Below are 14,396 nucleotides of genomic sequence, written 5' to 3' on the forward strand. Positions count from 1 at the left end.
GGCGGCGAGCGTGGTGAGGGTGGTCACGTCACTTCTCCGCGAGGACCGGCTTGAGCATCTTCAGCAGCCGTTCCTCGCTGAGCGCGGTCAGCGAGCGGGACGCGATCTTCCCGTCACGGTCCAGGATCAGGGTGGAGGGGATCGCCTGCGGGTTGAGGGTGCCCTTCTCGAAGCGGAGCATCAGCTTGCCCGTGGGGTCGTACAGGCTCGGGTAGGTGATGCCGAAGTCCTTCTCGAAGGCGAGCGCCGCCCCGGCGCTGCCGTCGCGGGTGTTGATGCCGACGAACTGCACGCCCTGGTCGGCGTAGTCCTCGGACACCTTGGCGAAGTGCTTGGCCTCCGCGCGGCACGGGTTGCACCAGGAGCCCCAGACGTTGAGGACGACGACCTTGCCCTGGAAGTCGGCGACGTCCAGGGGCTCGCCCTCGAGCGTCTCGCCGGACAGGTCGGGCGCGGCGGTGCGCTCGCCCTTGGCGACGGTGGAGATGCCGTCGGTGCCGGTGACGAAGTTGGTGTTGCCGCCCCCGCCGGAGGTTCCGCCGGAACCGCACGCGGAGACCAGCAGGGCGGCCACGGCGGTGCCGACGGTCAGGACGGCACGGCGGCGGACGCGGGCGGCGCGATTCGAGCGCTGGGGGGCACGGCTGGCGGCACTCATGTGAAAAGTTTCGCATGCCCGTTCTGAGGATCTTGCCCGCCCCCCTCGCGGACGGAAACCCGCATATCGGCGCGGCTCGGATGCCCCGTCAGGCGCCGCTCGGCTCTCCGGTCCCGGCGCCGGTCGGCTCTCCGGTCCCGGCGGTGCTGCCGGCGTCCTTCAGGAAGCCCTGCCAGCCGCCGGCCGGTTCCTGCCCGACGTCCAGGGTGCGCAGCCGCTCCAGCACCTCGGGCCGCTGGGCGTCCAGCCAGTCGGTGAACTGCCGGAAGGAGACGATGCGCACGTCGCCGCCCTTCTCCTTCGCCCGCGCGATGTGCTTGAGGGCCTCCTCCACCGCGTCCATGTAGATGCCGCCGTTCCACTGCTCGAAGTGGTTGCCGACGAAGAAGGGCGCCCGGTTCGTCCCGTATGCCCGCTCGAAGCCGGATATGTACGCCTGGGTCGCCTGCTTGCGCCAGCCCGGGTGGTGGTGGGCGGGTGCGTTGGTGGAGTTGACGGACTGGTTGGCGAGGATGTTGTAGTCCATCGACAGGACCTCGAAGGAGCGTCCGGGAAAAGGTATCTGCTGCAGCGGGAGGTCCCACATGCCGTCCCGCTTCGACGGCCAGACCTGACGGCCGCCGGGCGAGGAGGCGTCGTAGCGCCAGCCGAGCTCGCGGGCGGTGGTCAGCAGGTTGTCCTGGCCGAGCAGACAGGGCGTACGGCCGCCGACGAGTTCCTTGTCGTAGTCGAACGGCAGCGACGGCAGGTCGGTCCAGCCGGAGTTGGTCCGCCACTCCTTCACGAACGACTTCGCCTGGTCTATCTCGCTGCGCCACTGCTGCGGCGTCCAGTTGCCGACGCTGCCGGAGCCGGCGCAGAAGTGGCCGTTGAAGTGGGTGCCGATCTCATGGCCCTCGAGCCAGGCGCGGCGGACGTTCTTCAGCGTGTCCTTGATGTGGTCGTCGGTGAGGTAGCCGATGTCGGAGGCGCCGCGCGGGTTGTTCGGCGGGTCGTACAGCCGCTTCTTCGACTCGGGCAGCAGATACAGCCCGGAGAGGAAGAACGTCATGTGCGCCTCGTGCTCCTTGGCGAGGTCCAGGAAGCGCGGGAAGAGCCCGTTGCCGACCTCGCCGGCCCCGTCCCAGGAGAAGACGACGAACTGCGGCGGGGTCTGACCCGGCTCCAGCGGCACCGGCCTCGCGGGCTGGTGGGGCTGCTTGCCGGTGAAGGCGGTGGAGCCGTCGCCGATCGGCCGGGCGGTCTTCGTCGGCTTCGGCGTGCCCGTACGGCCGCCGTCGCCGGAACCGCCGCTCCCCTCGGAACCGCCTGAACCGTCGGCACGGCTCGTACCGCTCGGGCCGGTGGCGCCGCCGCAGCCGGCCAGCGACACCGCTGCGGCGGCCCCCGCGCCGAGCCCGAGCATTCCCCTGCGGGTGAGAGTGCGCATGGCATCCCCGTTCGTCACGTCCTCTGGTGGTCACTCCTTCAGAGGACGTGACGCGAACGGGGGTTCCCGCGTGGTGCGGAGGTTTGGCAACGATCGTCACGGGGGTGCCATGCGGCCGCCGGGCGCCCGCCTGCTGGGGCCTGTCCGGCGGATCCTGCCGCAGACGCGGGACCGGCACGCCCTCCCCCAAGCTCTTCGAGCAGGGGGGACCCCCAGCGGCGTTGTCGTCGGTCGCCATGGCTCCGCCATGGCTCCCTCCTCCGCCTTGCAGCTGCACGCACCAGACCCCGCTCACCCGCGCTGACAAGGCACCGCCGATTTCCTGCGACCCGATCCGCCGGACAGGCCCTAGGCCCCGAAGGCCTTCCCCTTCCCCTTCACCGGCTTGGCGCCGGCGAGGAGATGGGCGGGGACGAGATCGCGGGCCGGCTCGCTGTAGCCGACGGAGACGATCCTGTCCCCCCGGTAGGTGAAGGTGGTCAGCGAGGCGAGCGTGCACTCCCGCTTGCGCGGGTCGTGCCACAGCCGCCGCTTCTCGACGTAGGACCGCACGATCCAGATCGGCAGCTGATGGCTGACCAGCACCGCCTCGTGACCGCGCGCCGCGTCCTTGGCCGCGTCCAGCGCGCCCATCATGCGGACGACCTGCTCGATGTACGGCTCGCCCCAGGACGGCTTGAACGGGTTGACGAGGTGCTTCCAGTTCTCGGGCCGGCGCAGCGCGCCGTCGCCGACGCCGAAGGTCTTGCCCTGGAAGACGTTCTCGGCCTCGATCAGCCGCTCGTCGGTGGCGATGTCCAGGCCGTGCGCCTTGGCGATCGGCTGGGCCGTCTCCTGCGCCCGCTCCAGCGGGGAGGCGCCGACATGGACGACGTCCCGGGAGGCGAGGTGCTCGCCGACCCGCTCGGCCATCCGCCGGCCCAGCTCGGAGAGCTGGTAGCCGGGAAGCCGGCCGTAGAGGACGCCGTCCGGGTTGGCGACCTCGCCGTGCCGCATCAGGTGGACGACGGTGAGGTCGTTCTTGCCCCCGGTGCTCACGCCGTCGCCTCCGCCGCCGCTCGGGCCGCCGCCGGGAGGGCGTCGGCGATCCGCTGGACGGCCCGGTCGTCGTGCGCGGTGGACACGAACCAGGCCTCGAAGGACGAGGGCGGCAGGTGGACGCCGTTCGCGAGGAGGGAGTGGAAGAAGGCGGTGTAGCGGAAGGACTCCTGCGCCTTGGCGTCCTCGTAGGTGCGCACCGGCCGGTCGGTGAAGAACACGGAGAACATGTTGGAGGCGTTCTGCAGCGTGTGCGCCACGCCCTCCTTGGTCAGCGCCTCGGTGACGAGGGACTGGATCCGCGCGGAGACGGCGTCGACCTTGGCGTAGGCGGCGTCGTCGAGCAGCCGGAGCTGGGCGAGCCCGGCGGCGGTGGCGACGGGGTTGCCGGAGAGGGTGCCGGCCTGGTAGACGGGCCCGGCGGGGGCGAGGTGCGCCATGACGTCGGCCCGCCCGCCGAAGGCCGCGGCCGGGAAGCCGCCGCCCATCACCTTGCCGAAGGTCATCAGGTCGGGCCGCACACCGTCGACGCCGTACCACCCGGCGCGGCTGGTGCGGAACCCGGTCATCACCTCGTCGGAGATGTACAGCGCGCCGTTCGCGGCGCAGGCGTCCTTGAGCCCCTGGTTGAATCCGGGCAGCGGCGGTACGACGCCCATGTTGCCCGGGGACGCCTCGGTGATCACACAGGCGATCTCGCCGGGGTGCGCGGCGAAGGCGGCGTGCACGGCGTCGAGGTCGTTGTACGGCAGGACGATCGTGTCGCCGGCCTGGGCCCCCGTGACACCGGGGGTGTCCGGCAGCGCGAACGTGGCCAGACCCGACCCCGCCGCGGCCAGCAGCGCGTCGACGTGGCCGTGGTAGCACCCGGCGAACTTGATCACCTTGGCGCGCTGCGTGAAGCCGCGGGCGAGCCGGATCGCCGACATGGTGGCCTCGGTGCCGCTGGACACCAGCCGGACCTGCTCCAGCGGCTCGACCCGGGCGACCATCTCCTCGGCGAGCGCGACCTCGCCCTCACCGGGTGTGCCGAAGGAGGTCCCGCGCGTGACGGCCTCCTGCACGGCGGCGACCACCTCGGGGTGCGCGTGCCCGAGGATCATCGGCCCCCAGGAGCAGACCAGGTCGACGTACTCCCGTCCGTCGGCGTCGGTCAGGTACGGGCCGGTGCCGGACACCATGAACCGGGGCGTGCCGCCGACGGCACGGAAGGCACGCACCGGCGAATTCACGCCACCGGGGGTGACGGCCGCGGCACGGTCGAACAGCGCCTGCGAGGCTTGGGCTTCGTATGGGTATGGCAGTTCGCTCATGACCTGCGACTTCTCCGACCTCTCCGACATCTCGGACTCGGGGTGCGAGTGACCTGTTCAGGGTAGGCCAGGCGGGGACGGGGGGCCGGAGGCCGGGGCATGGAGCGGGTCCGGGCGGGTCCGGGCGGGTCCGGGAAGGTCGGGGCTACCACCGGCCGAGTGGCCGGCCGGGCCGTCGGCGGACCCGTCGGCTGAGTCATCCGCCTCGCCCGTTCGTACAACCATTTCGTACGCCTGTTTCATACGGTCGCTCCACACGGCCGGTCACGGGCTCGGGTATCCAGCCACCTGCGGGGACATCCGGTCCCGGATCGCCCGTGATCTGCGAAACTGGCGTCCGAGTAGACACAGCTCACCCGGCCCGGAGCGGCCGGACGCTGGGAGGGTCCCGCGGGCAGATGCAACACCGCACGTTTCGGCGGGCGGCCGTGGGGGAGGTCACTGACACGATGATCGGGTTGCGCGGCGGCGCCACGCGGCCTAGAAAAGCAGTCGGGTGGAGATATGCATCGCGGTGGCGGACTGGGCGAGGGGACTGACGACCTCGGTCCTCGACGTTCCCGGCGGGGAAGGCACCGGCGCGAGGCGGAAGAGGTGGACAAGGCCCGTCGGGCACACGGTGCTCCGGGCGAGGCCGAGTCGATCGACCCGTCGAGCGCGGGGAGCAGGAATGGTGGGCGAGTGGGGGTGACCTACAAGTATTTCGGCGCGCCGGACGGTGCCACCGCCGCCCGCGTCCCGATCTCGATGCGCCCCGAGGAACTCGGCGGCGACGAGCTCGGCATGGGTGGCATGTTCACCAAGATCAAGCCGGAGACGATGGCCGCCATGGTCCTCACCGGCATCGAAGGCGTCCCCCTGCACAGGGTGCCGCCCCTGGAACTGGTCGTCCTGCACCCCGACTACGCGGTCGTGAAACTCCCCATGACGGTCGTCGACCCGCTCCGCGGCATAGGCGAGGAGGCGGTGGGCGCGGCCGCCTTCATCTGGTCCACGGTCCCCGACCGCGGCGGCCCCAACGACGCCTTCAACGTCTACCGGCTGCTGCACGAGTGGCAGGACTTCAGCCACCGGCTGCACGAGGCGGGGCACCAGGCGTACTGCCTGGTGTGGCCCTGACCTGGGGTTTCACTGGTAGTGGGCGAGGTCTTCGGGCCTCGCCCTTTTCAGCGCCGGAGAGGGGCCGTCAGGCGGCCAGGGCACATTGAGGGCACATTGGTTTCGCTGGTGGTGCTGGTGTGCCCTGGACGGCGGGCGGAGCGCCGTCGTCCTCGGCTTCTTCGGCTTCGGTGAAGGCGTCGTCGATCGCCTTGCGGGTGCGGGTCTCGCTGGACGGCAGAAGGTGCGTGTACGTCCGGAGCGTGAAGCCGGGATCCGAGTGGCCGAGGTACTCGGAGAGCGCCTTGATGCTCTCCCCCGCGTCCAGGAGGACAGAGGCGTACGCGTGCCGGAGGGCATGCATGCCGTCGTCCGGGGCCGCCTGGAGGTACCTCGCCCCGCGCTCACGGGGAGGAATCACGCCGGCGGCGGCCAGGGCGAGCTTCCAGGCGCCCATGTTGAAGACGCTGCGGTTGTAGGCCCGGTCCTTCTCGTCGACGAAGAGGAGGCGTACGGTCGTCGACTCGCCGTCCGGTTTGGCCCAGGGCAGGGTGACCTCGACCGGTGGGAATTCCTTCATGTGGGCCTTGAGGGCAGCCGCCAGCTGAGCCGGCAGCGGCACTGACCGGATCTTGTTGCCCTTGGGCAGGGCGAAGACGGGCTTCGTGCCGACGAGCCGCACTTGCCGGTTGACGTGGATCCATCCGCCCTTGAAGTCGATGTCCTCGACGGCGAAGCCGAAGACCTCGCCCTGGCGCAGACCGCAGCCGAAGGCGAGCCGGCCGCCGGCCTGGAAGCGTTTGGGCAGTCCGGCGATGACGGCGCGTACGCGCTCCAGGGACCAGGGGACGATCTTCTTCTTGGTCGCGGTCGGCAGCTTGACCGACTTCGACTTGCACGGGTTCTTCGGCAGCAGCCCGTCCTCCACGGCCATGCCGAGGATGCTGGAGAGGATGTCGAAGATGCCCTCGATCGTCGACACCTCGAAGCCACCGTCCTGAAGCATGCGGATCCAGCCCTGAATGGTCGAGGGCTTGTTCAAGGACCGCAGCTCGCGCCGGCCGAGGTGGGCGACGATGTGGTTGCGGACGGTGGCCTCGTAGCGAAGGGCCGTGGTCGGGCCCACCGAGTTCGAGTCGAGCCACTTCCGGGCGTAGGCGTCGAGCGTCTGCTTCGTCTCGGCGGGGACGACGTAACTGCCGCTCCGGATCTCGACGTCGACCTCGGCCGCCCGCTTGTCGGCTTCGGCCCTCGTGTGGAAGTTCTCCTTGCGCTGGTGGCCGTCCAGGTCGCGATACCGGACCTGCCAGCGCTTGCCGATCCCATGATCCGATGTCGGCACCATTCGCCGGGTGCGGCTCTTGTGCTCGCCGCACTGGGTCTCGTCCGGCTTGGGGTGGGACTTGTGCCAGCGGTCGTACACGTCAGCCAAGAAGGGCCTCCTGAGCTCGGCCGCGGGCATCTGCGCCGACGTGGCGAGGATGGGCGTCGGTGCGGGCCCCAAGTGGCAACAGAGCCGTCGGAGGAACACCGAGGGCTGCGGCGATCACGACGAGGTCGTCGATGTCGCAGCGACGATGGGCGCGTTCGGTACGGCTGAGTGCGGTGTTGGTCCTTGGGCGTCCCATCGCGGTGCAACGGGCGGCCAGTTGATGCTGGGTGAGGCCGAGCGCCAGTCGTATGTGTTCGATGGCGCGGGAGGCGTGGAGGCCGGCTGGGCCTATTTCAAGAGGTCGAGTTGCCATGACAGGTAGCTGTAGCTCGAAATCGACTGCCATGGCAAGAGTTGGTTCACGAACTCTATAGAAGTCTCCGCCCGCCGGGTCGCGAATTGGTCCGGAGGTTACCCGACGCAAGACGCCCGAAAGCCTCACTGCGTTTTTGGCGCGATGCGGAAAGCGAGCGCAGTGTAGCTTGCAGCAGCATCCGATGAGGGGCCACCACCTGCGATTACGAGCCGCCCATCACACCGGCACTAACTTTTTGGTTGACCGGCGATTCACCCTTACGGTTATGGCTCCCCGGCCACCCAATGGGAACTGCTGGAGAGTTCTAGAACCAACTCTGGACTTCTTCTCCCGGGGTGTGGCTGTGTCGTCCACGCTGTTTTCCGAAACCGAAAATGGAGCCCTATGCCGAGCCTTTCCCCCCGTCCTGCCCACACCGCCGCCGACGCCTCCCGACGCGGCCCCCTGGCCACCCCGGCGGAAGTCGCCGAGTACCTCGGGGTACCGGTGAAGACGCTCTACCAGTGGAAGTACCGGGGCATCGGCCCCAACGTGCACAAGGTCGGCCGCCACCTGCGCTACCGCTGGCACGAGGTCGACGCCTGGCTCGACCGGCAGACCTCGTACGACCTCACGGCATGACTCACGGGGGGACAGAGCGACCCCCGGCGCGCCAACGCCGAGGGCCGGAGATTCCCCTACGCATCGCCCATACCTGAACGAACGAACCGGTGAGGGGCGGGACCTTGCCCGTCCTGTCCCTCACCAGAGAGGAACGTCTATGGAGGACCCTACGTCCTCGGACGCCGCGAGTGCGTCCGCCGGCGCGGAGGCCGGGCCCAAGGTCGTCTGGCCGCCCGTAGCAGTCCCCGGGCAGGGGACGGCCCCGCGCAACGGGGACCGTCGCAATGGGGACCGGGCCGAGTCACGGTCCCCACGTCAGGGGACCGGGGACGGCCCCCGCGTCGAATCCGAAGACGGTCCCCACAGTGGGGCCCGTCCCTTGGGACCGACCCCCGGGGACCGGTCCTCTCATACGGGGACCGGGGACCGACCGCACCATGATGTTGCTCCGTGGCCGCCGGAGGGCGCGGTCCCGTCCCACGACCGGGCACGGGCCGGAGACCGGATATCCGTCGGTGTAGGAGAGATGCAGGCCGGCGGCGTGGGGACCGGACCGCAGGCTGGGGATCGTGCCGGTCCGGGCAGACCGGTCCCGTCCCCGGAGCGGGACCAAGAGCCCGGTCCCGGCCACCTGGTCCCCGACGTGGGGGCCGGTTCCCAGGATGCGGGCATCGCCCGGGGGGACCGTACGGCAGGGGACCGTGGCCCCCGAGGGACCGCGGGGACCGGGACCGGGCAGGCGGAGGACGGGACCGTGGTCCCGGACGACGGTTCGAGGGCCGGGGACCATGGAAGCGCCGGCAGCGGGGCGGCGGAGGACGGAGCCGTGTTGCTGGACGAGGTGCGGGCGACGATCGGCCGGTACGTGGTGCTGCCGAGCGAGGAGGCGCTGACCGCGGTCACGCTGTGGGTGGCGGCCTCCCACATCCAGCCCGCCCTGCAGCACGCGCCGCGTCTGGCGGTGGTCGGTCCGACGAAGGGGTGCGGCAAGTCCCGCGTCCTGGACGTGCTCCATGAGACGGTGCACCAGCCGATGATGACGGTGAACACCTCCCCCGCGGTGGTCTTCCGCGTCATCGGCAAGAACCCGCCGACGCTGCTGGTCGACGAGGCCGACACCATCTTCGGCCCCAAGGCGGGCGAGAAGGAAGACCTGCGCGGCCTGCTGAACGCCGGGCACCAGCGCAACCGGCCCGCCTGGCGGATCTCCGGGCCGGAGCACAAGCCGACCGCGTTTCCCACCTTCGCCATGGCCGCGCTGGCCGGGATCGGTGACCTGCCCGACACGATCATGGACCGGGCGGTCGTGCTCCGCATGCAGAAGCGCAAGCCCGGCGAGCGGATCACCCCGTTCCGCTCGCGGTACTCCGTGCCCGAACTGAACGCACTGCGCGACCGGCTGGCCGCATGGCTGACCCCGCTGCGTGGCACGGCTGCCGCTCTGGTGCCGGCGATGCCGGTCGAGGACCGGGCCGCGGACACCTGGGAGCCGCTGGTCATCGTCGCCGACCTGGCCGGCGGCCACTGGCCCACCAGCGCCCGTACCGCCTGCCTGGCGATGACCCGGCACGAAGCCGTCCAGGACGAGCAGACGACCCTGAAGACGCGACTGCTGCGCGACATCCGCCGCATCTTCGAACAGGAGGGCAACAAGGAGGCCCTGCGCTCGCAGGACCTGCTCGCCGCGCTGCTGACGGACGCCGAGTCCCCATGGCCGGACTACGGCGCCAAGGGGCTGAACGCCTACCACTTGTCGGCACTGCTCAGGGACTTCGGTATCCGTCCGGCCAACTACCGCTTCGAACAGGGCCGTCAGGCCAAGGCGTACGCCCGCAACCAGTTCCTCGACGCCTGGGCCCGCTACTGCCCCGACCCCACCACCACTCCCGCGCAGCCGGCCCACGCAGGTGGGCACGAGTTCATGCCCGCACGTCCGGCCCGGGGCAAACCGCCCACTCCTCCGGCCGGGGTGCTGCCCATCGGCCTACCCGGTGCCACCGGCCCCAAGCACGCCCGCTGACCCGCCTCCCTCTGGGACCGTCTCAGTCCGTCCCATCCGTCCCCGCGCAGGTCAGCGCGGGGACGGACTTCCGCGCCGCAACGGATCGATCCGTACCTGCGTGCCGGTCCGTACCTGTCCTGACCAGCCACGGGACGGATGCGACGGACGTGACGAAGCCCTGCCCACACACCACTGGAGCACGACTATGCACGATGACCCCGCAGACGACGCCCCCTTCCGCCCCCGCGGGGAGTTCCTCGGGCCCGCCCACCGAGCAGCAGCAAGGTATGCCGTTGGACCGTCCAAGGGTCGGTCCAACGGGGACTCCGCCCCGGGGGTGGCGGAGATCCTCGGGCGCCAGGGGGCGCCCGAGGATGAACAGCTCGCCGAGGCCGCGACCGTCGTCCTGCCGCGCGCCGCCGAAGCCGCCGCCCTGCACCGCATCGCCCGTCGCCGCAAGCGCAAAAACACCCAGCGCAAGGAACGCGTCGACGTGCGCTACAGCGTCGAAGAGAAGACCGCCATCCTCGCCAGGGCCCGGTCACTCAACATCGCCGGCGCCCACTACGTGGGCGCCGTCGTCATGGCCCACATCCACGGCGACCTCGCCCTGCCAGGCCAGCGCACCCCGCTGGACGACTACATCGACGAGCTGACCGCCCTGCGTGAGCAGGTCGCCAAGATCGGCAACAACGCCAATCAGATCGCCCGGAAGCTCAACTCCGGCGGCCATCCACATCCTGGGGACACCGCCACCCTGGACCAGACCGAACGCACCCTGGGCGCGGTCCGCGCTGCCATCAGCGCGATTGCGGCAGCCGCGAACCAGACCGTCACCAAGAAGGCAGCCTTGTGATCGCCAAGATCAGCAGCGGCAAGGACACTGCGGGCCTGATCCGCTACCTGTTCGACACCACGAAGGCCAAAGACCACACCGACCCCCACCTCGTCGCCTCCTGGGACGGCTTCGCCCCCGACCCCGGCCGCACCGACGACTTCACCGCCACAAAGAGGCTCCTGGTGGCCGACCTCGACCTCCGTGTCAAGCAAGCCCGCCGACTCGGCCGAGCGCCCGAGCGGCACGTGTGGCACTGCTCCCTCCGCGCCGCCACAACCGACCGCCACCTCAGTGATGAGGAGTGGGCCGACATAGCCCGCCGCGTTGTGGCCGCCACCGGCATCGCGCCACAGGATGACCCCGACGGCTGCCGCTGGGTCGCCGTCCGCCACGCGCCCGACCACATCCACATCGCCGCCACCAAGGTCCGCGGTGACCTGCGCACCGCTCGCCACTGGAACGACTACCTCACCGCCGACCGCGAACTCGCCACCATCGAGAAGGAATACGGCCTCTTCCAGGTCGTCCGCGGAGACCGCACCGCCGCCAAGCGCCCCACCCGCGCCGAACAGGAGAAGGCCCGCCGCCAAGGCCAGGACAAGCCGGCGCGTGAACGCCTGCGCGCCATCGTCCGCACCGCAGTGGCCGCCGCCTCCAACATGGAGGAGTTCGTCCGCCTGCTCAGCCACCTCGACGGCGTGCTGGTCGAAGTCGTGCACTTTCCCTCCGGCGACGTGCGCGGCTACAAGGTCGCCAGCGAAGACACCACCACCGCCGGCAAGGAACCCGTCTGGTTCTCCGGCTCCGAACTCGCGCCGGACCTGTCCTTCCCCAAGATCCGAGCACGCCTGGAGGCCGTCGGCCCGCAGCCGACCAGCCAGCCGGGCAGGCGCAGGCCCAACCCTTGGCACCAGGCCACCGCCGCCGCCGAACGCATCCCCCAGCACCTCATCGGAAGCGACGACCGAGCCTCCCAGGCCCACCTTGCCGCCTTCGGTGAAGCCCTCGACGCCCTGCCCCTCCTCGCCGCCGCAGCCATCCGCGCCCAGCTCCGCGAGGCGGCCTCCGCGTTCGAGCGTGCCACCCGCTCCCGTATCCGGGCCGAACACCACCACGCCCACGCCCTGCGCGGCGCCGTACGGGCGATGCTCCGCGAGCCCGCGCCCAGGGACGGAACGGCTCTGGCGATGTTCCTCGATGCCGCGATCCTCGTCGTCATCGCCGCCGCCCGCTGGCACCAGCTCCGCCACCACGACCAGCAGGTCGCCGCCGCCCACCGGACTCTGTTCCACCTACAGGCCGCCTACGACCAAGCTGCAGCTGTTCCCCTGGCGGTCCTCGCCCAGCGCCGACCGCCCCAGCAGGCCGTGGACCGGCACGTCCGCTACGTGCGTCAGGCCGTACCGGACCAGGCCCAGCAGATCACCGAAGACCCGGACTTCGACGCGCTCATCACCGTCCTCGCTGAGGCCGAAGCAGCAGGCCACGACCCGGAACAGCTCCTCCGGCAGGCCGCCGACCAGCGTGCCCTGGATGACGCCCGCTCCCCGGCAAGGACCTTGGCCTGGCGTATGCGGCGCCTCAGCGCAAGGCCGGTGCCCAGTGCACGAGCCCGCGCAGCACAGGTCCGCAGCGCAGCACGGCCTGACGGGGCACCACAGCGCCCCAGCGCTCCGGCCCACGCGGCAGCCACCGTCTCGCCCCCGTCACCGCCGCAAGCACGGCGGCGCTGATCACGACCGCGCGGACAGCCTGGGGGCAAGCAGCTCCAGCACTTCCTCCCAGCGGTAGCGGTCGGCCCCGCCGCCGGCCTTCGGCCGGTGAGGCTCGTACGAGCCGATCAGGACGCCCATCTCGCGCAACCGGTCCAGGCTCTGGCGGTACGCGGGGTGCGCGGCCTGGGCGGAGTTCAGGTACGGCAGCACGGCGACCGGGACGCCCATAGCGGGCGCTTCGCACAGGATGCCCAGCGCGAGGTTGTCGGAGATCCCGGCGGCCCACTTGTTGACCGTGTTGAAGGTGGCCGGGGCGACCGCGATCGCATCCGCGGGTCGAGTCGAGCGGGGTTCGCCCGGTGATCGCCAGGCCGAGCGGATGGGGCGGCCGGTCTGGGCCTCGACCGCCTCCGCGTCCAGGAAGTCGAGTCCTTGGGGGGTGGCGATGACGCCGACGTCCCAGTGCCGCTCCTGTGCCGCGGTGATCAGTCGACCGACGTCGGCGGCGACACCGGCCGCGCAGACCACGATCTGGAGGAACGGCTTGTCGTGCTGATCACTCACGCGGGCACTCCCAGTTGGCGGCTGAAGTGGTGCAGTTCGGGCAGTGCCCGGCGGCGGTCGCGGGCTGCCATGTCGGCGACCAGTTCGCGTACGGCCGGGCGGCGAACGTCCTGTGCCGCGCAGCTCTCGGCGATGCGCAGGGCCTGGTAGCCATCGGCGAGTCTGCCCTGCTGACTGTAGGCGCGGGCAGCCTCCACCCACAGCGCGGCCCGGCGCTCGGGGACGGGAATGTGCCGCCGCATGAGCGGGCGCGCGGTGTGCAGGGCGATGCCGGCGTCGCCGAAGGAGACGGCCGCGCTGACCTCGTGCAGGGCGACGTTGGTGGGGCTGAAGTTCGCCCAGGCGTCCGGCCGGTCGAAGGCGACGTAGCGGGCTACTTCCTTGGCCTCGGTGAGGAAGTCCTGGGTGGTGTCGCGGTCGCCGTTTCGGCTGGCGGCGGTCGCCCCGCGGAGCAACAGCAGACCGACCGCTGCCAGGTACCGGGGCGAGCGCTGGTCGTAGGAGCCGGTGAGCTGGTCGGCCGTGTGGCGCACCATGTTCACGGCCTGGGCGGTGTGCTTCTCCCGCACGAGCACATGGGCGTGAACGCGAACGCTGGCGGCGAGAACGACAGGGTCCCCGGACCGCTCCGCCTCGGCCATGGCCCGACCGGCCGCGAGCCAGGCATTGCCCTGGTCGGCTCGCTTCAGCAACAGGCTCACCGATGTCTGGTAGGCGGTCGCGAGCAACCCGGACGCCTCCGCCGAGCCGGATGAGCCGCCAGCGGCCTGGCGCAGGTCGGTGATCAAGTCCGGCAGGGTCTGCTCCAGCTCCGCGTAGTCGCACGTGCAGAACATCCGGCGTACGGATCGTGTCCGCTCCCGCAGCTCGTCGATGCCCAGGGCTTGACCGGTAGCGGCGGGGCTCGTGCCCGGCAGCAGGACCTGGATCAGGTTGTGGTGCGCTGCGGCCGGCGTCGGTGGAGCCGCGAGCGCGGCGACGCTCGCGGCAAGGAAGGTACGGCGGTGCATGTCCTCGGTTCCAAGGTCGGCGGGGCTGGCGTCGGGGGCGGCGGCGAGGCCGAGACGTTGCGGCGGAATCTCCAGTACCTGCGCGATCTCGCGCAGCACGCGCACGTCCTCCGTGCCTCTGCCGCTCTCCAGGCGGCTCACCTTCGACTGGTGGTAACCCAGTGCGGCGGCAACGTCCTTCTGCGAGCGCCGCTGTAACACGCGGGCCTGACGGATCACTTCGCCGATCCGTCTCGCTTCACTCTGTACCTCGGCCATCTGTGCCACGGCCCCTTCTGCCGTCGCCGATCCTGCCTGCCCAACCGAGCGTAGCCGAGCGGCGATTGACCGTGATGCAGCTCTTGCATAAGCGATGCAGCCCCGGCACACGGCGTAGTCCC

Annotated in this window: 12 protein-coding genes; 5 read left to right on the forward strand and 7 right to left on the reverse strand. The window is 70.8% G+C overall.

The features are described 5' to 3' along the window. Nucleotides 1-28 precede the first annotated feature (28 nt). The 4 genes from AB0I73_RS04855 to hemL form a co-directional block, all read right to left on the reverse strand. Nucleotides 29-658 carry a TlpA disulfide reductase family protein gene (locus tag AB0I73_RS04855; RefSeq protein WP_109377566.1) on the reverse strand — a complete coding sequence of 210 codons (630 nt, stop codon included), beginning with the start codon at nucleotides 656-658 and terminating at the stop codon, nucleotides 29-31. An 88-nt stretch (nucleotides 659-746) separates the two neighbouring features. Beyond that, nucleotides 747-2,063, reverse strand: coding sequence for a hypothetical protein (locus tag AB0I73_RS04860; protein ID WP_363034015.1), 1,317 nt, complete (start codon nucleotides 2,061-2,063; stop codon nucleotides 747-749). A 372-nt stretch (nucleotides 2,064-2,435) separates the two neighbouring features. Continuing rightward, complete coding sequence (locus AB0I73_RS04865) at nucleotides 2,436-3,083, reverse strand: histidine phosphatase family protein (protein WP_363034017.1); 648 nt, start codon at nucleotides 3,081-3,083, stop codon at nucleotides 2,436-2,438. 38 nt (nucleotides 3,084-3,121) lie between these two features. Next, on the reverse strand, nucleotides 3,122-4,438 hold the full coding sequence (hemL, locus tag AB0I73_RS04870) for a glutamate-1-semialdehyde 2,1-aminomutase (protein ID WP_363033804.1): 1,317 nt from the start codon (nucleotides 4,436-4,438) through the stop codon (nucleotides 3,122-3,124). Between the two features lie 504 nt (nucleotides 4,439-4,942). Here hemL and AB0I73_RS04875 point away from each other — a divergent pair. Then, complete coding sequence (locus AB0I73_RS04875) at nucleotides 4,943-5,557, forward strand: hypothetical protein (RefSeq protein ID WP_363033805.1); 615 nt, start codon at nucleotides 4,943-4,945, stop codon at nucleotides 5,555-5,557. A gap of 67 nt (nucleotides 5,558-5,624) precedes the next feature. Here AB0I73_RS04875 and AB0I73_RS04880 read toward each other — a convergent pair whose 3' ends face one another. After that, complete coding sequence (locus AB0I73_RS04880; RefSeq protein ID WP_363034019.1) at nucleotides 5,625-6,959, reverse strand: site-specific integrase; 1,335 nt, start codon at nucleotides 6,957-6,959, stop codon at nucleotides 5,625-5,627. A 709-nt stretch (nucleotides 6,960-7,668) separates the two neighbouring features. On the opposite strand from AB0I73_RS04880, the gene AB0I73_RS04885 reads away from it, so the two are divergent. The 4 genes from AB0I73_RS04885 to AB0I73_RS04900 all read left to right on the forward strand — a co-directional run bounded on the left by AB0I73_RS04885 (nucleotide 7,669) and on the right by AB0I73_RS04900 (nucleotide 12,460). Then, nucleotides 7,669-7,905, forward strand: a complete 237-nt coding sequence (locus tag AB0I73_RS04885) for a helix-turn-helix domain-containing protein (RefSeq protein WP_363033807.1) — start codon at nucleotides 7,669-7,671, stop codon at nucleotides 7,903-7,905. A gap of 736 nt (nucleotides 7,906-8,641) precedes the next feature. After that, nucleotides 8,642-9,907 (forward strand): DUF3631 domain-containing protein, encoded by a 1,266-nt coding sequence (locus tag AB0I73_RS04890; RefSeq protein WP_363033809.1) that lies wholly within the window; start codon nucleotides 8,642-8,644, stop codon nucleotides 9,905-9,907. Nucleotides 9,908-10,226: 319 nt separating this feature from the next. Next, nucleotides 10,227-10,745 carry a plasmid mobilization relaxosome protein MobC gene (gene mobC / locus AB0I73_RS04895; protein ID WP_363033811.1) on the forward strand — a complete coding sequence of 173 codons (519 nt, stop codon included), beginning with the start codon at nucleotides 10,227-10,229 and terminating at the stop codon, nucleotides 10,743-10,745. Beyond that, nucleotides 10,742-12,460 (forward strand): mobilization protein, encoded by a 1,719-nt coding sequence (locus AB0I73_RS04900; protein WP_363033813.1) that lies wholly within the window; start codon nucleotides 10,742-10,744, stop codon nucleotides 12,458-12,460. The genes mobC and AB0I73_RS04900 overlap by 4 nt, the downstream gene beginning before the upstream one ends. Here AB0I73_RS04900 and AB0I73_RS04905 read toward each other — a convergent pair whose 3' ends face one another. Together AB0I73_RS04905 and AB0I73_RS04910 are read right to left on the reverse strand one after the other, a co-directional pair. Then, nucleotides 12,461-13,006 (reverse strand): flavoprotein, encoded by a 546-nt coding sequence (locus tag AB0I73_RS04905; protein ID WP_363033815.1) that lies wholly within the window; start codon nucleotides 13,004-13,006, stop codon nucleotides 12,461-12,463. It lies immediately after the preceding gene. Then, nucleotides 13,003-14,274: a helix-turn-helix transcriptional regulator gene (locus AB0I73_RS04910; RefSeq protein ID WP_363033817.1), complete on the reverse strand. Its 1,272-nt coding sequence runs from the start codon at nucleotides 14,272-14,274 to the stop codon at nucleotides 13,003-13,005. Before AB0I73_RS04910 ends, AB0I73_RS04905 begins: the two co-directional genes overlap by 4 nt. Nucleotides 14,275-14,396 lie beyond the last annotated feature (122 nt).

Source organism: Streptomyces sp. NPDC050388 (assembly GCF_040655635.1).
Lineage (GTDB): Bacteria > Actinomycetota > Actinomycetes > Streptomycetales > Streptomycetaceae > Streptomyces.